This window comes from Pedobacter sp. L105, from assembly GCF_009765875.1.
In the GTDB taxonomy this organism is placed as follows: domain Bacteria; phylum Bacteroidota; class Bacteroidia; order Sphingobacteriales; family Sphingobacteriaceae; genus Pedobacter.
The window spans coordinates 366,675-388,336 of sequence record NZ_LMUP01000007.1; the positions used below are offsets into that span (position 1 = coordinate 366,675).

At 39.7% G+C, this 21,662-nt stretch carries 21 protein-coding genes and 1 tRNA gene; 13 read left to right on the forward strand and 9 right to left on the reverse strand.

From position 1 onward, the window contains the following. Positions 1 to 21: 21 nt before the first annotated feature. From GSQ84_RS15275 to GSQ84_RS15290, 4 genes are all read right to left on the reverse strand, one after another. A complete protein-coding gene (locus GSQ84_RS15275) occupies positions 22 to 570 on the reverse strand; it encodes a cob(I)yrinic acid a,c-diamide adenosyltransferase (protein ID WP_158798134.1) in 549 nt (182 codons plus the stop codon). Next, positions 570 to 1,334 (reverse strand): ABC transporter ATP-binding protein, encoded by a 765-nt coding sequence (locus GSQ84_RS15280; protein ID WP_158798135.1) that lies wholly within the window; start codon positions 1,332 to 1,334, stop codon positions 570 to 572. The genes GSQ84_RS15275 and GSQ84_RS15280 overlap by 1 nt, the downstream gene beginning before the upstream one ends. Before the next feature lie 74 nt (positions 1,335 to 1,408). Continuing rightward, entirely contained in the window at positions 1,409 to 1,699 is a 291-nt protein-coding gene (gene gatC, locus GSQ84_RS15285) for an Asp-tRNA(Asn)/Glu-tRNA(Gln) amidotransferase subunit GatC (RefSeq protein ID WP_158798136.1), read from the reverse strand. Then, positions 1,686 to 2,432, reverse strand: coding sequence for a lysophospholipid acyltransferase family protein (locus GSQ84_RS15290; protein ID WP_371416376.1), 747 nt, complete (start codon positions 2,430 to 2,432; stop codon positions 1,686 to 1,688). The genes gatC and GSQ84_RS15290 overlap by 14 nt, the downstream gene beginning before the upstream one ends. 242 nt (positions 2,433 to 2,674) lie before the next feature. On the opposite strand from GSQ84_RS15290, the gene trpS reads away from it, so the two are divergent. The 8 genes from trpS to GSQ84_RS15330 all read left to right on the forward strand — a co-directional run bounded on the left by trpS (position 2,675) and on the right by GSQ84_RS15330 (position 13,991). Beyond that, on the forward strand, positions 2,675 to 3,673 hold the full coding sequence (trpS, locus tag GSQ84_RS15295) for a tryptophan--tRNA ligase (protein WP_158798137.1): 999 nt from the start codon (positions 2,675 to 2,677) through the stop codon (positions 3,671 to 3,673). Between the two features lie 58 nt (positions 3,674 to 3,731). Further along, entirely contained in the window at positions 3,732 to 4,346 is a 615-nt protein-coding gene (locus tag GSQ84_RS15300; protein WP_158798138.1) for a deoxynucleoside kinase, read from the forward strand. A gap of 1 nt (position 4,347) precedes the next feature. Next, positions 4,348 to 5,088 (forward strand): 3-deoxy-manno-octulosonate cytidylyltransferase, encoded by a 741-nt coding sequence (gene kdsB / locus GSQ84_RS15305; protein WP_158798139.1) that lies wholly within the window; start codon positions 4,348 to 4,350, stop codon positions 5,086 to 5,088. Between the two features lie 102 nt (positions 5,089 to 5,190). Next, positions 5,191 to 5,724: a hypothetical protein gene (locus tag GSQ84_RS15310; RefSeq protein ID WP_158798140.1), complete on the forward strand. Its 534-nt coding sequence runs from the start codon at positions 5,191 to 5,193 to the stop codon at positions 5,722 to 5,724. A 456-nt stretch (positions 5,725 to 6,180) separates the two neighbouring features. Beyond that, positions 6,181 to 7,797: a CTP synthase gene (locus tag GSQ84_RS15315; protein WP_158798141.1), complete on the forward strand. Its 1,617-nt coding sequence runs from the start codon at positions 6,181 to 6,183 to the stop codon at positions 7,795 to 7,797. 20 nt (positions 7,798 to 7,817) lie between these two features. Beyond that, positions 7,818 to 9,620: a membrane protein insertase YidC gene (gene yidC, locus GSQ84_RS15320; protein WP_158798142.1), complete on the forward strand. Its 1,803-nt coding sequence runs from the start codon at positions 7,818 to 7,820 to the stop codon at positions 9,618 to 9,620. Positions 9,621 to 9,818: 198 nt separating this feature from the next. Beyond that, positions 9,819 to 12,659 carry a prolyl oligopeptidase family serine peptidase gene (locus tag GSQ84_RS15325; RefSeq protein ID WP_158798143.1) on the forward strand — a complete coding sequence of 947 codons (2,841 nt, stop codon included), beginning with the start codon at positions 9,819 to 9,821 and terminating at the stop codon, positions 12,657 to 12,659. A 90-nt stretch (positions 12,660 to 12,749) separates the two neighbouring features. Then, positions 12,750 to 13,991, forward strand: a complete 1,242-nt coding sequence (locus GSQ84_RS15330; protein WP_158798144.1) for a nucleoside recognition domain-containing protein — start codon at positions 12,750 to 12,752, stop codon at positions 13,989 to 13,991. Positions 13,992 to 14,002: 11 nt separating this feature from the next. Here the strand turns inward: GSQ84_RS15330 and GSQ84_RS15335 are convergent, their stop codons facing one another. Beyond that, positions 14,003 to 14,242: a hypothetical protein gene (locus tag GSQ84_RS15335; RefSeq protein WP_158798145.1), complete on the reverse strand. Its 240-nt coding sequence runs from the start codon at positions 14,240 to 14,242 to the stop codon at positions 14,003 to 14,005. 128 nt (positions 14,243 to 14,370) lie between these two features. Further along, the gene (locus GSQ84_RS15340; RefSeq protein ID WP_158798146.1) at positions 14,371 to 14,811 is read right to left on the reverse strand and encodes a PaaI family thioesterase; all 441 of its coding nucleotides are present in this window, start codon (positions 14,809 to 14,811) and stop codon (positions 14,371 to 14,373) included. 44 nt (positions 14,812 to 14,855) lie between these two features. On the opposite strand from GSQ84_RS15340, the gene GSQ84_RS15345 reads away from it, so the two are divergent. Beyond that, a complete protein-coding gene (locus GSQ84_RS15345) occupies positions 14,856 to 15,263 on the forward strand; it encodes an OsmC family protein (protein ID WP_158798147.1) in 408 nt (135 codons plus the stop codon). Between the two features lie 47 nt (positions 15,264 to 15,310). Here GSQ84_RS15345 and GSQ84_RS15350 read toward each other — a convergent pair whose 3' ends face one another. Then, complete coding sequence (locus GSQ84_RS15350) at positions 15,311 to 15,676, reverse strand: response regulator transcription factor (protein ID WP_158798175.1); 366 nt, start codon at positions 15,674 to 15,676, stop codon at positions 15,311 to 15,313. A 106-nt stretch (positions 15,677 to 15,782) separates the two neighbouring features. Here GSQ84_RS15350 and GSQ84_RS15355 point away from each other — a divergent pair, with 106 nt between their 5' ends. The 3 genes from GSQ84_RS15355 to GSQ84_RS15365 all read left to right on the forward strand — a co-directional run bounded on the left by GSQ84_RS15355 (position 15,783) and on the right by GSQ84_RS15365 (position 18,889). Beyond that, entirely contained in the window at positions 15,783 to 17,165 is a 1,383-nt protein-coding gene (locus GSQ84_RS15355) for an exonuclease domain-containing protein (protein WP_158798148.1), read from the forward strand. Between the two features lie 248 nt (positions 17,166 to 17,413). Further along, positions 17,414 to 18,658 carry a S41 family peptidase gene (locus GSQ84_RS15360; RefSeq protein ID WP_158798149.1) on the forward strand — a complete coding sequence of 415 codons (1,245 nt, stop codon included), beginning with the start codon at positions 17,414 to 17,416 and terminating at the stop codon, positions 18,656 to 18,658. A 157-nt stretch (positions 18,659 to 18,815) separates the two neighbouring features. Next, positions 18,816 to 18,889: transfer RNA gene (locus GSQ84_RS15365), tRNA-Arg, on the forward strand. 193 nt (positions 18,890 to 19,082) lie between these two features. On the opposite strand, the gene GSQ84_RS28380 is transcribed toward GSQ84_RS15365, so the two are convergent. After that, positions 19,083 to 19,400 (reverse strand): hypothetical protein, encoded by a 318-nt coding sequence (locus GSQ84_RS28380; RefSeq protein ID WP_158798176.1) that lies wholly within the window; start codon positions 19,398 to 19,400, stop codon positions 19,083 to 19,085. A 592-nt stretch (positions 19,401 to 19,992) separates the two neighbouring features. Between GSQ84_RS28380 and GSQ84_RS15375 the strand changes: the two genes are divergently transcribed. Next, the gene (locus GSQ84_RS15375) at positions 19,993 to 21,075 is read left to right on the forward strand and encodes a hypothetical protein (RefSeq protein WP_158798150.1); all 1,083 of its coding nucleotides are present in this window, start codon (positions 19,993 to 19,995) and stop codon (positions 21,073 to 21,075) included. A gap of 105 nt (positions 21,076 to 21,180) precedes the next feature. Here GSQ84_RS15375 and GSQ84_RS15380 read toward each other — a convergent pair. Then, a partial coding sequence (locus GSQ84_RS15380; RefSeq protein ID WP_158798151.1) for an SDR family NAD(P)-dependent oxidoreductase occupies positions 21,181 to 21,662 on the reverse strand: 482 nt, incomplete at its 5' end.

The following is a 21,662-nucleotide window of genomic DNA, read 5'->3' on the forward strand; positions in this document are numbered from 1 at the left end:
ACAAACTTTTTTTTCCACTATTTATAACCTTGGTAACCAGATGTTTTCATCTGCCTGAGCATCAAAACTTAGCTTCCTTGCTAAAACAAATAAATAATCGCTCAAGCGGTTTAAATAAATAGTGATCTGGTTATCCACAAAGCTTTCGGCAGACAAATGTACAGTTAACCTTTCCGTCCTTCGGCAGATACATCTTGCGATATGGCAATAAGAAACAACAGTGTTTCCACCCGGTAATATGAAGTGTGTAAGCTCCGGCAACACCTCGTTCATCCGGTCCATTTCATCCTCCAGCAGCATGATATCTTCTGCTTTCAGATCTGGTATTTTCATTCTTGACTTTTCGGGATCTGCAGCCAGAGAAGAACCGATGGTGAATAAACGGTCCTGAATTTCTTTCAATATTTGCTGCTGATGTGTATCAATATCCTGACACTGGATCAATCCGATATAAGAATTTAATTCATCCACCGTGCCATAACATTCTATTCTCAGGTGAAATTTTGGGACTCTTGTCCCCCCGATTAAAGAGGTTTCTCCCCTATCACCGGTTTTAGTGTATATCTTCATTAAACTTTACCAATTTGCGTAAAATCATCCCCGGTTTCTGCCAATTGACTAAGCCGCGGGGATACAGTTTTAATATCTGTATTCAAATAATCATTCTCAATCAGCCCGTCGCGCATCCTTACAATCCGGTGCGCATGCTGTGCAATATCTTCCTCATGTGTAACCAAAATGATCGTATTACCCTTACTGTGAATCTCTTCCAGCAAACCCATGATCTCTATAGACGTTTTTGTATCGAGGTTACCTGTAGGTTCATCGGCCAGAATAATGGAAGGATTATTGATCAATGCCCTTGCCACCGCTACACGTTGGCGCTGTCCTCCGGAAAGTTCATTAGGCTTATGAGTAATCCTGTTGCCCAGGCCTACGTTTTCCAATGCTATCCTGGCACGTTCTTCACGTTCCTTCTTATTGGCACCTGCATAGATCAGTGGCAAAGCAACATTATCCAGTGAAGTAGATCTTGGCAGAAGGTTAAAAGTCTGGAAAACAAACCCTATCTCCGTATTCCTTACTTCGGCCAGTGCATCATCGGTCATGTGGCTCACATTAGTTCCGTTAAGGATATAATCACCTTTACTTGGCGTATCCAGGCAGCCCAGAATGTTCATCAGGGTAGACTTCCCTGATCCGGAAGGGCCCATCAGTGCTACAAACTCGCCTTTGCGGATCTCCAGCGATACAGATTTCAACGCATGGATCACTTCAGCACCGATCACATATTTGCGGCCTATTTCTTGAATACTAATTAAAGGGTTTTCCATCTGAGCAGGTGTTTATAGCGTATAGCTGTTTAAAGATTTAGATGTGTGGTATACCCTTTTGTTACAAAAGATATTTATTTATCCAGGATCTTGGGCACAAAGAAAAAATCTTCATTGTGTAGCGCTGCATTTTTTAATCCATCATGAACGCTGATCTCCTGCTTTACCACATCTTCCCTCCAGATATTTACTTCGGGGTTCATGTACACCAGTGGTTCTACATTGGTGGTGTCCAGCTCATTCAGCTTCTCCATAAAGGTAAGGATCTTATTCATATCTGCCTGCAGCTCTTCCACTTCATGCGCGCCGATCTCAATCCTGGCCAGATCTGCCACTTTATAAATCGTCTCTTTATCTATGTTCATTATTAATGACTTTACTGTTAATCAATCCAAAAATACGGTCTTTCAACTGATCGGCATCATCCGACCGTAAATTTTCTATATAAACGGGCTTGTGAACGTAAATATCACAAATTCCCGGGCGACTTCCGTATTTAGCGCCATCATCCCATAACTTTTCCCAGGCATCGGTTACGCTTACCGGAACGATCGGGGTACTGGTTTCAATGGCCAGCCGGAACGGCCCGTTTTTAAAAGGCATCAATACTGGCGGATAAGCCGTATCACTAATCTCCCCTTCAGGGAAGATGATCAGGCTCATCCCCTGGTTCAAGTGATTCCCCGCGCGCTTAAAAGCCCTGAAAGATGACATCCTGCTTCCCCTGTTTACGGGAATATCGATCGTACTAAAGAATATCTTAAAAACAGGGTTCTTCAGCAGTGTATCTTTACCCATAAAACTAAAACGTCCTTTTGCCAGTAAGCAGAAGATCATAATATCAAGGTTAGAGGTATGATTACCGCAATAAATGTAATTTTGTGTATCCAGCAGTTCTTCCTCATAGGTAAAACGGAAGAAGATGCCGGTAAACATACTGCACAACATACTGTTCAGTGCACGCAATTGGTTTAAAAAGCCATACCATTCCGGCTTCCGGGAGGCCAGGTAATAAAAAGGATAAAAAAGTATAAAGAACAACGTGATCACCAGTAGGAGATAAATGCGGTGCAGTTGCTTCAAAATAGGGATCATCATTTCTAAATTACAAAAAATAGGAGAGCAAGATATGGATAAAATCCCCAATTTTAACTGGGTCAACTGCAAGCCGTTTCCAATAAAAAGAAATTATTATCCGGTCGGCTGAGGGTTTTTTATTAATTTCGGGCACTTATAGTTTGAAGAGCTATAAAATAGCTTCATCATTAATAAAACCGCCAAAGGCAGTCAGAAGCATTTAGAAAAGCATAACATACAACCTGATAAAATAGTAAACAGCAATGAAAGAGACAGTAGTAAGCGGTATTCGTCCGACAGGGAAATTACACCTGGGCAATTATTTTGGTGCAGTAAGCAATTTCGTGAAAATGCAGTATGAATACAATTGTTTCTTTTTTATTGCCGACCTGCATTCCCTCACTACCCACCCTACGCCTGGCGACCTGCATGGTTATGTAAAACATGTATTGGTAGAATACCTGGCCTGCGGTATTGATCCTGAGGCTTGTACAATTTATATACAGTCGGATGTTCCCGAAGTAACTGAATTGTACCTTTACCTGAACATGAACGCCTATATGGGCGAACTGGAAAGGAGCACTTCCTTTAAAGATAAAATCCGTTCACAGCCGGATAATGTAAACGCAGGTTTACTGACCTATCCATCGCTGATGGCTGCCGATATCCTGATGCACCGGGCGACTAAAGTCCCTGTAGGTAAAGACCAAGAGCAGCACCTGGAAATGACCCGTACCTTTGGCAACCGATTTAACCGTTTGTACAATCATGATTATTTCCCTGAAGCTTTTGCCTTTAGCTACTCTGCCAACCTGGTTAAAGTTCCGGGACTGGATGGAAAAGGTAAAATGGGTAAATCCGAAGGTGATGCCAACTGTATCTACCTGGCTGATACGCCGGAAGACATCCGTAAAAAAGTATTAAAAGCAGTATCTGACGGCGGGCCGACAGAAGAAAACCAACCTAAACCAGAGGCGATACAAAACCTGTTCGACCTGATGAAGATCGTTTCCCCGGCAGATACGCTGGCGCATTTTGACGAGCTGTACAACAAATGTGCAATCCGTTATGGCGACTTCAAAAAGCAGCTGGCCGAGGATATGATCATCTTTAACTCACCGATCAGGGAACGCATTGAAGAAATATCAAAAGACAACGATTACCTGCGTAAAGTAGCCAACCAGGGAGCCGAAAAATCAAGGGAAAGCGCCAGAAAAACGCTCCGCGAAGTAAGGGAGCTGATTGGCTTCAAACCATTTTAACCCTATTCGGATCATTTTTATTTTATAATTACTACATTCAGGTCATTAGATAAATCATATGCATATAGCAATAGTTGGAAACATAGGCGCAGGGAAAACCACTTTAACAAGCCTGCTGGCCAAGAATTATGGATGGGAAGCTTTATATGAGTCGGTGGAGAACAACCCCTACCTCGAAGACTTTTACAGTGATATGAAACGCTGGAGCTTTAACCTGCAGATCTACTTTCTGAACAGCCGTTTCCACCAGATTGTAGACATACAGAACAACCAGCGGAATGTGATTCAGGACAGGACCATTTATGAAGATGCCTACATTTTTGCAGAGAACCTGCATGAAATGGGACTGATGACCACCCGCGACCATAAAAATTACCAGGATATTTTTGATAACATCACCTCATTTATTAAACCGCCTGACCTGTTGGTTTACCTGCGTGCTTCAGTACCTACACTGGTAAACAACATTCAGCGCCGCGGACGTGATTACGAAGCCAGTATCCGCCTGGATTACCTGTCAAAGTTGAATGAAAAATATGAAGCCTGGATCAAGAACTACAAATTAGGCAACCTTCTGATACTGGATAAGGATAAACTGGATTTCACCAATAACCCGGAAGACCTGAGTACCGTTATCGAATCAATTGAAGCAGAAATTAACGGACTTTTTTAAGATGGCTACACTTGGAATTATCCCTGCACGTTACGCTTCTACCAGGTTTCCCGGCAAACCGCTGGTTGATATAGACGGAAAAAGCATGATCCAGCGGGTATATGAACAGGCCTGCCGCGCATTAAGCCTGGATAAAGTTGTGATCGCAACAGACGATGAGCGTATCATTACTGTGGTAAAAAGCTTTGGTGGCGACTATGCCTTAACCAGGGCAGACCACCAGAGTGGTACAGACCGCTGTGCCGAAGTAGCAGAAAAATTCCATGGTTTTGATATTATTATCAACATACAGGGCGATGAGCCTTTTATAGACCCTTTGCAGATTGACCTGCTGAGTTCCTGTTTTCAGGACCCGGGAGTACAACTGGCCACACTGGTCAAAAAAATATACACCGAGGAAGAATTGTTTAACCACAACACCCCAAAGGTAGTTCTTAACGCTGCTCAGGAAGCTATATACTTTAGTCGCCATACTATTCCCTTTATCAGGAAAACTGATCAGGAAAACTGGCTGAGTGTTCATCAGTTTTATAAACACATTGGCATTTATGGTTATAAAGCCGATACGTTGCAGCAGATTACCCGTTTGCAACCTTCCTCACTGGAATTAGCAGAAAGCCTTGAACAGCTGCGCTGGATAGAAAACGGGTTTAAAATTCAGACCCGGATAACCGATCTTGAATCTATAGCGGTAGACACTCCAGAAGACCTGGAAAAAATCAGGCGCTTAAAACATTTTTAATTTCCTATCTTAGGCTTAAAAGTTGCTAATAGCTATCAGAGATATACGATTAATCAAAAAATTGTTATCTGTTATTCATCAGCAATAAATAATCTTAAGCCAATGAAACCTCTTTATTTCTTTTTACTCCCTCTCCTGCTCCTGGCTGCCTGTAATCCAAATAAACCGGTAGCTATTGATCCCTCCAAAAGACTCAATCTCACCCTGCGGTCTTTCAGTGACACGACTAAAAAAGACACCTTTAAAATTGTGCTTAAAGGTGAAAAAGCTGCGGATATGGCCCTGATTTTTACCATCACCCCATCCGGATCAAAATCTATTTATACAAAAACGCTGTTAGCAAAGGATCTGTTAAACAATTATAAAGAAACCGTAGACCTGGGAAAGGAGAAAAAACAGGTCCAGTTTATGGAAGATGAACTCCATGGATTTTTTGAAGAAGAGAACTTTTTGGAGCCTGCTGTCACAGCACAGGAGCAGCCGGATAAAAACACACCCGACAAAAACTTTTTTTCGGAATTAAAAACCTCAGGATTAAACGGATTTAAATATCGCACAGGCAAGGAAAGCAAAACTTATATTGCCTGGTCGGCGAAGGACCAAAAAGTTAAACCTTATTACGAGTGCTGTCGCTAAAACACCTTAGTGTACTAACAACACTAACATCGACAATAAACGTCACACTTACAATTATATAAAATTAACATTATAGCATAAAAAAATGTTATTGTCGTGTCAAACGGCTTATAACCAAATAAATATTACTCCTCATTATCAATTAGTTACAAACTATTTTGATTTTATTTCATGTGACACATACAATTTTTCAAAAATAACGTTAGATTTACCTTAGTGTTACGGACCAGACCAGTAACAATTTACAAAAAAGCATATTCTAACCAAATATAAAATAAAAGAAAGGCCTGCTGTTTCAGCGGGTCTTTTTTGTTTAAGCAGCATCTGGATAGTATAAAAATCTATTCTTATTTGAATAGCTTGAAGGAATTACCACAATATTTCTTAGCTTTGTATCCCGTACAAAAACAATAAGAGCGCCTGAATAATTGCTCTTATTTTCACAAACTCACAAACATGACTAAGTATATTTTTGTTACGGGCGGTGTTACTTCCTCTTTAGGAAAGGGCATCATCTCCGCTTCATTAGCCAAACTTTTACAAGCAAGAGGTTACCGGGTAACCATTCAGAAATTCGATCCCTATATCAATATAGATCCCGGAACGTTAAACCCCTATGAGCATGGCGAATGCTACGTAACAGAAGACGGTGCAGAAACTGACCTTGACCTGGGCCACTATGAGCGTTTTTTAAATGTGCCTACTTCACAGGCCAACAACATTACTACAGGCCGTATCTATCAAAACGTAATCAATAAAGAGCGCCAGGGTGAATACCTTGGAAAAACCGTTCAGGTTGTTCCTCACATTACTGACGAAATTAAACGCAACATGCGTATTTTGGGTGATACCGGTGAATTTGACATCGTAATCACTGAGCTGGGCGGAACTGTTGGAGATATTGAATCCCTGCCTTTCGTAGAAGCGGTAAGACAATTTAAATGGGAAGCTGGTGCCAACAACGCCATCGTGATCCACTTAACCCTGGTTCCTTACCTTGCCGCAGCCGGTGAACTGAAAACAAAACCTACACAGCACTCTGTTAAAATGCTGCTGGAATATGGTATTCAGCCAGATATTCTGGTATGCCGTACAGAACACCACATCAATATGGAGATTCGTAAAAAGATTGCCCTGTTCTGTAACGTAAATGTGAATGCTGTTATTGAATCTATGGATGCTTCTTCTATTTATTCTGTTCCATTGCTGATGATGAAAGAGCAGCTGGATAAAACAGTATTGAGCAAGCTGAAATTACCACAGAAAAACGAACCGGATATGGAAAGCTGGAAGGACTTTTTAGGGCGACTTAAAAATCCTACGGCAGAAGTAAGGATCGGACTGATCGGTAAATATGTTGAACTGCCTGACGCCTACAAATCTATCATCGAATCTTTTATTCACGCAGGTGCGAAAAATGAATGTAAAGTTAAAATAGAATATATCCATTCGGAAGAGATCTATCCTGATAATGCCAAAGAAAAACTGGGACACTTAGATGGTGTACTGGTAGCTCCCGGATTCGGAAGCCGTGGTATTGAAGGAAAAATCGACTCTATCCGTTATGTACGTGAAAATGATGTGCCTTTCTTTGGTATCTGTTTAGGAATGCAGTGCGCAGTAATTGAATTTGGACGTAATGTACTGGGTTTAGCCACAGCTAACACTACTGAAATAGACGAAAATACAGTTGATCCGGTTATCAATATGATGGAAGATCAGAAAACTGTAACAGCCAAGGGCGGAACAATGCGTTTGGGTTCTTATCCATGCGACCTGAAAAAAGGTACAAAAGCGTTTAATGCTTACGGAAAACCGCATATCAATGAGCGTCACCGTCACCGTTATGAATTTAACAGTGCCTACCTGGAACAGTATGAAAAAGCCGGAATGATTGCCTCAGGTACCAATCCTGACAGTCAGTTAGTGGAAATTATAGAGCTTAAAAACCATCCTTTTTTCGTTGGCGGACAATTTCACCCAGAATTAAAATCAACAGTTGCTAATCCTCACCCACTTTTTGTTAAATTTGTCGCCGCTGCGATGGAGTTTGCGAAGAAAAAAATAAGCTAATACGCGTTTAAATAACAATAATGGATAAAAATACATTCACAGGATTATTCCTGATTATGATCGTTCTGGCGGGATCTTTCTATTTCTTTAAGCCGAGTGAGGCTGAAATGAAGAAAGAACGCCAGCGGATCTCCCTGGATTCTGCAATGAAAGCAGGTGTTAAAACATCTGCAGTAGCCTTGCCGAAAGATACAGCTGCTCCGGTAGTTGACTCGGCAACATTAAAAGGACCTTTCGGCGCTAATATTTCAGGTATCGCTAAAAACAGCGTATTAGAGAATAAAGCTTTAAAAGTAACTTTCACTAATAAAGGTGGTAAAATTAAATCGGTAGAGGTTAAAGGAGAGAAAACCTACCTGAATAAACCGGTTGTTCTTTTTGACGGTGATGACAACATTTTTGGTTTAACCTTAAATATTGGCGGTAAACTGGTAAGGACAAATGATCTTTATTTCACGGCTACCCAAACCAGCAATTCAATGGTGATGCGTGCGAATTACAGCGCAGATAAATACATTGAATTTGTATATGATTTAGATGCGGAATCGCATGATGTTGCTTTTAACATCAACCTGAATGGAATGAACCAGGTGATCCAGCGCGACAGCATTGCCCTGAACTGGCAAACTGTTTTATTACGCCAGGAAAAATACCTGAAAGGTGAGCGTCAGTATTCAGGATCTTACTATAAATATGTGGACCAGTCACCTGACCACCTAAGTGTAGCTAAAGACCAGACTGAAGACCTGAGCAAAGGCAAGATCGAATGGATCGCCTTCAAACAGCATTTCTTCTCTGCAGCGTTAATCCCTGCAGATCCTTTTGTAAAAGGTAATATGACCAGCACTATCCTGACTTCAGAAAATGAGATCAAAGGATATTCTGCTAACTTAAACCTTCCTTTCAATCAGCTTGCCGCACAGAACTATAAAATGAAGTTCTACTTTGGAACCAATCAGTTTAAAGTACTGAAAGCACAAGGGCATGAACTGGAGAAAATGGTAGAACTGGGTTACTGGCCGTTGAAATATATCAATAGGTTTGTGGTACTTCCGGTTTTCAACTTCCTGGAAAGTTTTGGCTGGAACTATGGCCTGATCATCCTGGTATTAACCATTGCGTTAAAACTGGTATTGTCGCCATTAACCTATAAATCATACATCTCTATGGCTAAGATGAGAATCTTAAAACCAGAGATGGAAGAGATCAAAGCCAAAGTTGGTGAAGATAATGCAACCTTATTACAGCAGGAATACCTTAAACTGTACAAACAGGTGGGTGTAAATCCACTGGGAGGGTGTTTACCGATGCTGCTTCAATTGCCTATCGTCATGGCTTTCTTCTTCTTTTTCCCGAATTTATTCGAGTTGAGAGGACAGAGTTTCTTATGGATGCATGACCTTTCTACCTATGATGATTTCATCAAATTCGGCTTTGAGATTCCGTTTATCGGCAATCACTTAAGTTTGATGTGTATCCTGATGACTATCTCTACCCTGATCTATACTTACTTCAATAACCAGGTATCAGGTGCTACAGGACAGATGAAGTACATTGGTTATATAATGCCGGTGGTTTTCTTAGGTGTACTGAACAACTACCCTGCAGGATTAAACTACTACTACTTCCTGGCCAACATGATGACTTTCGGACAACAGTACCTGATCAAATCAATGGTTAACGACGAGAAAATTCACAATATTCTAAAGGAAAACAAGAAAAAACCTGAAGAGCAAAAGAAAAAATCGAAATTCCAGAGCCGTTTAGATGATTACATGCGCCAGCAGAATCAGACCAAAACACAGGCTAAAAAAGATAAATAACATTTAGCAAATGCTAAAGATAAAGGCTGTCTCCCAAAAGAGATAGCCTTTTTTTGTATGGGTTCCGGCCAACCGTCCCATTCCTGCATCTAAATGTCATTAATTATGTAAAATTTGATCTACAAATAGTATATTTTGATAAAAATTTACAATTTTTAGGCTTGAAGAATATCATCATTTAAATTCACCCAATACATTATGCAGAAAACCTTCACCTTAGTCCTCTTATTTATAACGTCCTTTACCTTTGCCCAGAAAAAACCACTGAACCACTCGGTTTATGATTCCTGGGAGAGTGTAGGCGTTAAACAACTGTCGGACAACGGACAATGGGCATCATACTCTATCCTTAAACAGGAAGGAGATGGAACTTTATATATCAGTAACCTGACCAACACCACCAGGATCAATATTCCAAGGGGAGAAAACCTGCAGTTCAGTGCCGATGGTAAGTATGCAGCACTGCTGATTAAACCCCTTTATGCAACTACAAGACAGGAAAAGATCAAAAAGAAAAAACCAGAGGAAATGAGCAAAGATTCGCTGGGCATAATTAACCTGACCAATCAGGCTGTGGTTAAAGTTCCGCGTGTAAAATCATTTAAAATCCCTGAAACTGCCGGCAACTACCTGGTTTACCAGAAAGAGGGAGTTTTGGATACCACCAAAAAGGCGAAATCTGCCACAGACCAGAAAAAAGATGGTGATGAGGATTACCTGGCTGCAGAAGATAAACCCGCAAAAGATAAAAAAGAAGGATCTGACCTGATCCTCAGAAACCTGGCTACAGGTACTGAAAGAACCTTTAAATATGTGGCAGAATATCTGTTCAGCAAAAATGGCAAACAACTGGTTTTCACTTCACCGGGTTCTAAAAAAGACAATACGTCCAAAGCTGGTGTATTTATGTTCAATACAGAAAAGGGAACAGTAAAAACGCTGGTTAACCTAAAAGGTACCTTTAAAGGTTTTGTATTTAACGAAGATGGTGAAGCAGTAGCCTTTTTAGGAGAAACCACACCAGAGAAAACCGAAGTGAAAGACTACAGCATTTACTATAATTCTCTTTCACTGGATACAGCACAAACTTTAGTCGACAATGAAATTGATGGTTTCCCGGCCAAATGGGCGGTAAGTGGAGATGGAAAACTTACTTTCAGTAAAGAAGGCACGAAATTATTCTTCGGCATTGCACCGCAAAAAATAGCAAAAGACACTACACTGGTAGACTTTGAGCATGCTAAAGTAGACGTGTGGGGATACAAAGACGACTATCTGCAGCCTATGCAGTTGAAAAATGCAGAGAAAGAATCAAAAAGAAGTTACCTGACGGTGATTGATATCATCAGCACCGATCCTAAAATCGTTCCGCTAACCGATATCAAATTACCTGAAGCGATGATGGTGAAAGATGGTGATGCAGCGTTTGTGCTGGCTTCTACCGACTATGGCAACCGTGTACAGGAACAATGGACAGGATCTGCCAGTCGCGATTACTACCTGGTAGATGTAAAAACCGGTGCGAGAAAGAAAATCCTGTCGGGCATTACTGGAAGGGTGACCGCTTCTCCGGGCGGAAATTACGTGTTATACTTTGATAAGAAAACAGGTATCTGGTCTACCTATGCCGTTGCTACAGGTAAAATTACCGCCTTAACTGCTGATGCCAGTATCAAATTTGCAGATGAAGAAAACGATGTTCCAGATGATGCACAGGCTTACGGCTTCGCCGGATGGACTGAAGAAGACAAGCAGGTGCTGATTTATGATAAATATGATATCTGGAACTTCTCTCCGGATGGGAAATCGGCGCCTAAAAATATGACCAATGGTTTTGGCCGTCAAAACAGGATTACTTTCCGTTATGATCAGTTAGATACCAGCGTGCACTTTATTAATAGGAAAGATGATATCTGGCTGTCTGCCTTTAACCACGACACTAAAGAAAATGGATTCTACAGGTCACATGCCGGCGACAGTAAAAACCCGGAACTCGCAGTACTGGGTAAATTCACCTACTCAAAACTGGTTAAAGCTAAAAGTGCAGAAAAGTTTATCTATGACAAATCCAGCTATACATCTTCTCCGAATGTATACGTATCCAGCGACCTGAAAACTGAAGTTAAACTGAGCAACACCAATCCGCAACAGGCATCCTATAACTGGGGTACTTCAGAACTGGTCAAATGGACTACACCAAAGGGTTATAAATCTGAGGGTATCTTATACAAACCCGAAAACTTTGACCCTTCAAAAAAATACCCGATGATCGTTTATTTCTATGAAAAACTTTCTGAAGGATTATACAATTATATTGCCCCTGCTCCTACACCATCACGGTTAAACATCTCTTACTTTGTGAGTAATGGTTATCTGGTTTTCGCTCCTGACATTAGTTATGAAAAAGGATACCCGGGTAAATCGGCCATGGAATTTATCAATTCAGGTGTAGAAAACTTAAAGAAAAACAGCTGGGTAGACGGTACAAAAATAGGCCTTCAGGGACAAAGCTGGGGCGGTTACCAGGTGGCTTACCTGATCACTCAAACCAATCTTTACGCGGCAGCATGGGCTGGTGCTCCGGTAGCCAACATGACCTCTGCTTATGGAGGTATCCGCTGGGAAACCGGTGTGAACAGAGAATTTCAATACGAAAAAACACAAAGCAGGATCGGCGCCACCCTATGGGAAAAACCAGAGTTGTATATTGAAAACTCACCGTTATTCTCTTTACCGAAAGTAAGCACGCCGGTAGTGATCATGTCTAACGATGCCGATGGCGCCGTACCATGGTACCAGGGCATAGAAATGTTTACCGGACTGAAAAGACTGGGTAAACCAGCATGGCTGTTGAACTACAACAATGAAGCACACAACTTAGTCCTTCGTCAGAATAGGAAAGATATCCAGATCCGCGAGCAGCAGTTCTTTGACTATTACCTGAAAGGAGCCAAAGCACCGGTATGGATGACCAGCGGGATACCTGCTACAGAGAAAGGCAGAACATGGGGATTTGAACTTACAGATGGCAAGCCTTAAATCCTAACACAACGTTATTTATCATAAAAAAGGATCTGTATTCATCAGCATACAGATCCTTTTTTTATATTCATACTTTCAAATCAAACAATGGCATTAAATTATCTCTGGATCGCGTTTTTTCTGATCGCATTTGTAGTAGCCCTGATCAGGTTAATCTTCTTCGGTGATACAGAAATATTCAAATTGATTATAGACGGTACTTTTACTTCTGCCAAAACCGGGGTAATGGATATTGCCTTACCGCTGGTAGGTATTATGACGATGTGGCTGGGCATTATGAACATCGGCGAAAAAGGTGGCGCCATTAACTTTTTATCACGCATTATAGGTCCTTTCTTTCACCGCATTTTCCCTGAAGTTCCTGCAAACCATCCTGCAACAGGACATATGGTGATGAACTTTTCGGCCAATCTGCTGGGGTTGGATAACGCCGCGACTCCTTTCGGGCTAAAAGCGATGAAAAGCCTGCATGAACTCAATCCGAATAAAGACACCGCCAGCAATGCAGAGATCATGTTCCTGGTGCTGCATACTTCGGGCCTTACCCTGATCCCTTTAGCGATCATGGCACAGCGGTCTATCCTGGGGGCTAACGATCCTTCGGACGTATTTATTCCATGTATGATCGCAACTTATGTAGCTACGCTGGTGGGTTTGATTTCGGTATCCATCAAACAAAAGATCAATCTTTTTAATGTCGTTGTTATTTCATGGCTGGGCGGGATCACGCTGTTCATCGCAGGACTGATCTATTACCTGACTAATTACCTGTCTAAAGAACAAATAGAAGTATTTTCAAAAGTTGCTTCCAATGTATTACTTTTCACCATTATCATAGCCTTTATATTAGGTGCTTTACGCAAAAAGGTAAATGTATACGATGCTTTTATCGAAGGTGCAAAAGAGGGATTTACGACCTGTATCACCATTATTCCTTATCTGGTAGGAATGCTGGTAGCGATTGGCGTATTGCGAAATTCAGGAGTACTGGGTTATATCGTAGATGGTTTTACCTGGTGTTTTGTTCATATGGGCATCAATACCGACTTTACCCCTGCCCTGCCAACGGCTCTCATGAAACCATTAAGCGGAAGCGGGGCAAAAGCCATGATGGTAGATACCATGAAAACTTACGGAGCGGATTCATTTGTAGGCAGGTTATCCTGCATTTTTAACGGATCGGCAGATTCTACCTTTTATATTGTTGCACTTTACTTTGGTTCTGTGGGTATCAAACGTACCCGTTACGCCATTCCATTTGGCTTATTGGCAGATTTTTCGGGAATCATTGCCGCGGTATGCGTAGCCTATCTGTTCTTTCACAAATAAGGCTACTTTAACTAAGCCAGTTTATGTACGTCTAATTGATTGATGATTTTTTCCAGCACACCTGGTTCAACATTAATATATTTTGAAGAGCGCCAGGTAGAAGAAGGCTGATCAAGCCAGATACAGAATGAATGGTAACCATCCATAATCACGGCATAGGTTTCATGAAAATCATCCTGAATCCGCATGCAAAAACCGTTCACAGGTTTCCCCTGTATATCAAACTGAAAGTTGAGATAATTACTTAACATATTTATACTTGGTTAGTTTATCATTCATAACAAATGTCAGCTTAAAATGTTCAATTCATTTTAAGCTGATAATATGTTACTGTTAACAGATCCCTTCAGGATCATGCCAATGTTAAGTTAGCAAAATTTTAACCGATATTCATCATGTTGGAATAGCCTTTTGCAATTAATCTTTCTTTCTTCGGCAGCCACACTTCACACTGTACGTTGATAATGCTCCTGCCCTTTTTTACAATTAAAGTTTGTGCGGTGATCAGGTCGCCTTCCCTGGCGGGTGCAAAATAATCTATCACATTATTGATGGTGGTAAAGGAGTGGCTAAATCCAAGGCTATAAACCGTGGCCCCGATCAGGTCGTCGATAATCCCAGCCGTTACCCCGCCATGCAGGGTTCCCATCGGGTTTGTCATTTCTTTTCTGATGATATAGCTAAAGAATAATGATCCGGGTTCTGCGCTGATTACTACAGGTTTAAGCCAGTTCATATAAGGGGAAGGCGAGCCTTCCATTTCTTTCCCGATAAAAGACTGCAGAAAAAGCAAACGTTTCTGTGATTCCGGCTGTTCCATAATTACGTATATAAATTAAAGCTAAGAAAAATAACATATCCCTGATGAGCGAAAATAAAATCACTGTGGTTACAGAAATGGACCGCACTAAATACCTCACTAAAATATATGCCGGCGGACATTTCATCTATGCGGATGAACCGGAGAGCGCTGGCGGGACAGATGAAGGCATGGCGCCGGGAGCATTGCTTTTAGCAAGCTTAGGGAGTTGTACGGCAATTACGATAAGAATGTATGCAGACAGAAAGAATATTCCTCTGGACGGCGTTAAAATTCACCTGAGCATTTGTAATGAAGAAGATATGAGTGCGGCGACAAAAATCAGCCGTAAAATTGAATTTGAAGGGACTTTATCTACCGGGGAAATAACCAGGCTCCTGGAAATAGCTGACAAATGTCCCATCCATAAAATGTTGAGCAACCCTATCGAAATTGATACAACAATTGTCTAAAAAGATCTGAATTTAGTACGGAAAATTCACTAATTAGTACAGTCTTTTTAAGCGGCTAGCTGTGCCTTAACCATGGCCAACAGGTGATCTATATCAAACGGTTTAGCAAGGAAATTATCAGGGGCTCCGGGCATCAGCAATAAATTGTTTAAATTATGGCTCGCAGAGATCATTACCACAGGTATATTTTTATAATTCTGATCTTCTTTTAAAGCACGACAAATGTCCCTTCCATCCAATCCGCCCAACATTACATCCAATAAAATCAGGTCGGGAGCATTTTCCTTTACCATATCAAATACATGTTTTCCGTTTGCCAGTGTAAATACTTCGTAGCCCTCTTCCTCCAGTATAATCCTAATCACATCAAGGATGTCGTTGTCGTCATCCACCGCAAGTATTTTCTTAGACATTATTTCTACCATTTCATTTTTTGTTTAAGCGATTAACATGCCATAGATAATAATCATTTTTATTACTAAATTTATTAGCACATTTGTATCAGACTATCAATTAATCATGTTATACGCAGTAGTAGATATAGAAACTACCGGTGGTTTTGCTTCCGGTAACGGGATTACGGAAATCGCTATCCTGATCCATGACGGCTCAGCGGTTGTGGATACCTATGAAACCCTTGTTAATCCGGGTCAGGATATCCCTTTTTATATTCAGACCTTAACCGGTATCAGCAATGAAATGGTAAGTGATGCGCCTGCATTTGATGAGGTAGCCCCTAAGATATATGAGTTATTACACGATAAAATATTTGTTGCCCATAATGTAAATTTCGATTTCTCCTTCGTGAGGCACCAGCTGGCCAATGCCGGTTTCAATTTAGCGTCCAAAAAACTCTGCACTGTCAGGATGAGCAGAAAGGTGTTACCCGGTCATTCTTCCTACAGTTTAGGGAAATTGTGCAACGCACTGCGTATCCCGTTAAATGCGCGCCACCGTGCTGGCGGAGATGCCGCCGCCACAGCTTTGTTATTGAGCCTGCTTTTGGAAAAAGATAGTGAAGGGATAATTCCTCAATCTTTACATAAAACATCAAAGGAACAAGCCCTGCCCCCTAACCTGGCCAAGTCTTATATTGATGCCCTGCCTTCCAATGCGGGTGTCTATTATTTCAAGGATAATAAGGGCAAGATCATTTATATCGGCAAAGCCGTAAATATCAAAAAACGGGTTTGTTCTCATTTTGCAGGAAACAAAACCAACCGGCAGCGACAGGAGTTTTTAAAGAACATCCATGAGGTAGATTTTACCATTTGCGGAACAGAGCTGATGGCGCTGATTCTGGAGGCTGCAGAGATACAGAAACACTGGCCTGAGAATAACAGGGCTTTAAAACGGTTTGAGCAGAAATATGCTTTATATTCTTTTGAAGATCAGAATGGCTATATGCGATTGGGTATCGATAAGTATAAACGGAATGCTAAAGCGTTGTACACCTTTAACAGTATACTGGCCGGACAAAGTATGTTGCGGGGCATGATCACTGAACATACACTTTGTGAAAAACTTTGCTTTATTCAGAAGAACAGATCTGCCTGCACGGCCTATGAAACTGAAAACTGCCACGGCGCCTGTTTAGGATTGGAACATCCGTATAGCTATAATACCCGTGTCAAAGCTGCTATAGCACACTTAAAATCATCTCTTCCCTCCTTTGCACTGATTGACACAGGAAGAAATGAAGAAGAGCATAGCTGTTTATGGATCGAAGAAGGAAAGTTTCTAGGTATGGGCTATATTCCTTTTGATTCCGATATTACCGATATGGAAAACCTGAAGTTATGTATCGAACCTTATCCATCTAATGAGTATGTATTAAATATGGTGCTGGATTATGCAGAAATAAACCCGGATAAGAAGATTGAATGTTTATATCCGGTGTGAGTTATTAAATATCATCATTCCATTCAGCTGCAGAGGAAAATTTTCATTTGAAAATGTACTTTTACGATAAGATATTTAGCTATCTAATTGGCAATGGATTAATGTTACTATAATGAGTATAAAGAGAAGATTTTCAATTATATTTTTATGTCTGGCTTTGCTGCCGCTACTTAGCATTGCCCAGATTACAGCAAAACCCTTACAAAAAAAAACATTACTAAGTGATGTTAATTTTATGATTGAAAATTTTGAAGAAATTCAGGTTAATCCATACCTGCACATCTCCAAAAAAGAATTTCATAGAAAAACAGACAGCATATTTAAATTACTGCCAGACAATTCCATTAAATGACTCTTTTGTAGCTGTAAGCCAAATAGCGGCCTTGCTTAAAGACACCCATACATATGCTGACGATTATGATGTGATTATCAAAAGTTTTGAAGCATCGCCATTGTTTCCCGTAAAAATAAAAGCGAGTTCAAAATGGGATTTAATTATCAGTCCGAAAATTACGACTCAAGGTAAATTGCAAACTGGAGATTCGTTACTCAGCATTAATGGTTATTTGGCAGGAACGCTATTCCATCGGTCGGTAAACATGCAAGGAGGTTTAGAATCGTATCAGATCAATGAGGCATTGAACAACTTTTCTTATCATCTGTTTTTATTAAATATTAAACCTCCATTTGTTGTTGCCTATAAGAACCGGCTGGGACAAAAATTAGTAGATACATTACCCGGAATAAGCTCCTCAGATTTCAATAAAGCCAATCCATCAGGTTACAACCAAAATTACAGCTATAAAATATTGGAAGGCAATATTGGTTATATAGATTTCCGATCCATGTCGGGCGGCCTGAAGAAATTCAAAAGTTTTTTGGACACTTGTTTTGTTAGTTTAAAAAACAATAAAGCAAATGGACTGATCGTAGATCTAAGATATAATGGAGGTGGCAATTCTGATTATGGGGAACTACTGTTGAGCTATTTAACAGATAAGCCTTACCGCCTTTCTTCAGGCAGATATTTTAAAGTAAGCCTGCAATACCAGGAATTTATGAAGAAAAACTATCCTGACCAGTTATCAAAGGACGTAACTGACTATCTTAAATCAAAACCCGGACGCGTGCTTTTTTATAAATACAAAGAAAAAAAATACCTGGTAGATAATCCGAATCGCTATAAATTAAACACATATTTTTTAATTGGGCCACAAAATTTATCCAGTGCAACAATGCTTGCTGATGGTGCTCAAACCTATAAGATAGCTACCCTTATAGGTGAGCCGACTGGTGCACCAGCTAATGATGGTGGAGAATCTTATAACTTTCAATTGCCATATTCACATTTTAACATTTACACTTCAAGTACCTATGATATTAGGGCTAATGGGAAAGTCACAACCGAAATCCAGTTCTTCCAGACATCTTTGTGCGCGAAGAGCACAATAAAACAACAGATGCCGTACTTAATCAGGCTATTATTCAGCTGAATTCGAAATGATAAAAAAATAGAAATTTCATACTACCTTATCCATCAAATGGTTATATTGTAAATAGGAAACGAGGGTTAGGGTGACTAAGAAATTTTAAAATAGATTTGTTCTTGTAGCGTAGAAATCCTATCTTTGGCGCTCCTTCAAGGGAAATGCATCCATAGCTCAGCTGGATAGAGCAACGGTTTTCTAAACCGTAGGTCATAGGTTCGAATCCTATTGGGTGTACTCTAAAGCTTTTAACTTAATTGTTAGGAGCTTTTTTTTGTTTGAAATCAGTCTATATATAACTCGCCTTGTTACTAACATACTTTTGATGTAATTTTGAATAGAATCAAAAAGGTCAGTATATCACGGAAAAAACCACACATACATTTGATCAGGCAGAATTAGAGCTCTTAAAAGAAGGTTTAAAACGTAGCTATAAAGAGCGCTTTGAAATGGCTACGCGTTTATTCAAAATACAACAGACCATGAATAAAGCTGCTATTATCCATAAATCTTTTATCAGCAATAACCTGTGGATATCTTTGACGAAGAAATCTTGAGGTTTTGGAAAGCACCTTAGGACAACAGTGTTCAATATATTATGGTTGGTTGATAAAATATATCTGTACCAATCATAATAACTCCATTCACTTGGTTTAGGAGAATATAAAAAGTGTTTAGCATTATCCCAAGAACTTCTGTTGCGCTCCTCCAGACCAGTGTAAAACGCTTCTTTTCCGGTATAACATATAGTCTTTCTAACTCATCAATACCTATCTCAATTATATTTTCAGTCATCATGTTTCATCTCAATTAGCTCTATAAAATTTACATAGGTTAACTCTTTTCTATTAACTAGCTGCCGATCCTTCCATTCCTTAAAATCTCTCACTGGCAGACATTTTAATAAATAACTCCGTAGCAAACGCAAAATTCACAGCTACCAATGCTGTTCTCTGCACTCCAGTAATTTCACTATTTTTTATAACGTTGATCCCATATTTTCTATTTACATCGTAAAACCATCGTGGTGTATGTAAGAGGAAATCAAATATCTTTTGTTATGTTTCTTCATCTGTTTTTTGTTTGTGAAATTGAATAATCGCCATTGATTATCATTTAGTTCGTTAAAAATCTGAACATTTTTCCGCAATCACTTTAAGGTAATGAATTGAAATCAATATCAAAATTTGAATCTGTAAAAATGACTATTTATTGCTATTGTTAAATAATTAGACCACTCCTAATTTGCGCCTAATAATACAAACAAATATTACATCGATAAATGTAGTAGATTTTTTACCTAACAATCAAATTAAACCATCTCTATTAACAACCTAAAAATGCAGAAAATTAACGCAATCATTAAAAACGTAATTTATATCAGTTTATGCTTACTGTTGAGCAGTTGTGGCTCGCAAAAATCAATATTTGAAAAAGGAGAAACATATAGTAATTTTAGAGGATTTGAACCTACCGACCCAACTGAATATGATAATAAAGTTCAGATAGTATCCAACGAGCAATCAATTAATAAAGAAATCAGATATTTATCTACAAATGAAATTCTTAGTTTTTTGAATAATGAGACCGTACTCGTTTCAATTGGGCAATTGACTGTGAGTGGCGACTTCAGTTATCTTCCGATCACAGTTTCTTCTAAACACACGAGTTATAAAGTCACTATGGATTATATGAAATTTGCAACTATCGGTGTACGAGATACTTTGTCAGGAAATTTTATTGGTTTTAAACGCATAGGCGTTGGGCTAAGGTTAATTTCGCTCATATCGACGAAAGAAGCCGGAATCAATTTAGGTGATTTATCATCAATTGGATTAGCTGCAAAGGCCGGAAAATTGACCGGTACATTAATGATTGAAGTAATTGGCATAAAATCAAAGGAGATTACAACATTACTCCCAATGCCTTCAGAAATCAATCAAACTACCATCCAAAATGCAATGCAAGCCTTGGCAACTATAAAATCGAAAATATATGATTCAGACACCAAGCTTTATCCGCAAATAATGGCAGTGAAAACCGAATTATTATTTCCAGCGTCCAATAAGAAAGACAATATACAAAAGGAAAAAATTGATAGCGTGCTCAATGAAAACAAGTTAAAAATTCAATTTGGAAATAGCAAATTTGACCATGCCAAAACATTAGAACGACAAGGTTTTAACTCAATATATGATAAAAACATCGACCAAGCCTTACAGTATTTTGGGGAATGCGAAAAAACATACCCATCTTACCATAATGTTTATGAAATTGCTCAGCTATTAAAAAAAGAAAGACTACAATTAACTGATAAAAATTCAGTTAAATGGGTTGAGCTATATGGTGCTATTTTAAAAGATTATAGTTGGGGGCTTTCTCCAGAAATAATTGAAAATTTGAAACAAGGAAAAAGTCAATAATACACTCAATGGTAACTGAACCATTTAAAAGGCCGGCCAATATTGATACCACCGCGCTAAAAAGAGGGACAAAAAAATGATTTTTTGTCCCTCTTTTTTATTGATTTATAACCATTCGCCCCAGCCCATTCGTTTTAACCATTCCTGATTATACGGTGCTTTTTTATCTGCATATTCCTGTTCCAGATTATCGGTAACCCGGTTAACAGTCGTATAAAAGGGTCTTGTGCCAGCCTCCATCTCTACCAGTATTGTTATCGCATCAGCAATTTCCTGCGGATCCATTTTATACTCATCGATTTTTCCATGCATGATACCACCAAACTTTTCGATTTTTTCCAGTGCTTCGCTACCATAAGCTGCCGTGATCTCTGGTCGGTCAGATCCATTTTCTGGTTTATCACTAATACCTGTTGGAAAAGCACCCGGTTGAAGCGTTACTACTTCAATACCGCGGTTCTGAACTTCATAACGAAGCGTTTCGGTTATTCCTTCAATGGCCCATTTCGATCCATTATATGGGCCGAGATAGGGTGCGGTAATTAAGCCCAAACCACTGGTAATATTAATGATCAGACCTGAACGGT

Coding starts and splice junctions, on each gene's coding strand:
- GSQ84_RS15275 (WP_158798134.1), bottom strand. CDS start 570: ATGAAGATATACACTAAAACCGGTGATAGGGGAGAAACCTCTTTAATC.
- GSQ84_RS15280 (WP_158798135.1), bottom strand. CDS start 1,334: ATGGAAAACCCTTTAATTAGTATTCAAGAAATAGGCCGCAAATATGTG.
- gatC (WP_158798136.1), bottom strand. CDS start 1,699: ATGAACATAGATAAAGAGACGATTTATAAAGTGGCAGATCTGGCCAGG.
- GSQ84_RS15290 (WP_371416376.1), bottom strand. CDS start 2,432: ATGATGATCCCTATTTTGAAGCAACTGCACCGCATTTATCTCCTACTG.
- trpS (WP_158798137.1), top strand. CDS start 2,675: ATGAAAGAGACAGTAGTAAGCGGTATTCGTCCGACAGGGAAATTACAC.
- GSQ84_RS15300 (WP_158798138.1), top strand. CDS start 3,732: ATGCATATAGCAATAGTTGGAAACATAGGCGCAGGGAAAACCACTTTA.
- kdsB (WP_158798139.1), top strand. CDS start 4,348: ATGGCTACACTTGGAATTATCCCTGCACGTTACGCTTCTACCAGGTTT.
- GSQ84_RS15310 (WP_158798140.1), top strand. CDS start 5,191: ATGAAACCTCTTTATTTCTTTTTACTCCCTCTCCTGCTCCTGGCTGCC.
- GSQ84_RS15315 (WP_158798141.1), top strand. CDS start 6,181: ATGACTAAGTATATTTTTGTTACGGGCGGTGTTACTTCCTCTTTAGGA.
- yidC (WP_158798142.1), top strand. CDS start 7,818: ATGGATAAAAATACATTCACAGGATTATTCCTGATTATGATCGTTCTG.
- GSQ84_RS15325 (WP_158798143.1), top strand. CDS start 9,819: ATGCAGAAAACCTTCACCTTAGTCCTCTTATTTATAACGTCCTTTACC.
- GSQ84_RS15330 (WP_158798144.1), top strand. CDS start 12,750: ATGGCATTAAATTATCTCTGGATCGCGTTTTTTCTGATCGCATTTGTA.
- GSQ84_RS15335 (WP_158798145.1), bottom strand. CDS start 14,242: ATGTTAAGTAATTATCTCAACTTTCAGTTTGATATACAGGGGAAACCT.
- GSQ84_RS15340 (WP_158798146.1), bottom strand. CDS start 14,811: ATGGAACAGCCGGAATCACAGAAACGTTTGCTTTTTCTGCAGTCTTTT.
- GSQ84_RS15345 (WP_158798147.1), top strand. CDS start 14,856: ATGAGCGAAAATAAAATCACTGTGGTTACAGAAATGGACCGCACTAAA.
- GSQ84_RS15350 (WP_158798175.1), bottom strand. CDS start 15,676: ATGTCTAAGAAAATACTTGCGGTGGATGACGACAACGACATCCTTGAT.
- GSQ84_RS15355 (WP_158798148.1), top strand. CDS start 15,783: ATGTTATACGCAGTAGTAGATATAGAAACTACCGGTGGTTTTGCTTCC.
- GSQ84_RS15375 (WP_158798150.1), top strand. CDS start 19,993: ATGCAGAAAATTAACGCAATCATTAAAAACGTAATTTATATCAGTTTA.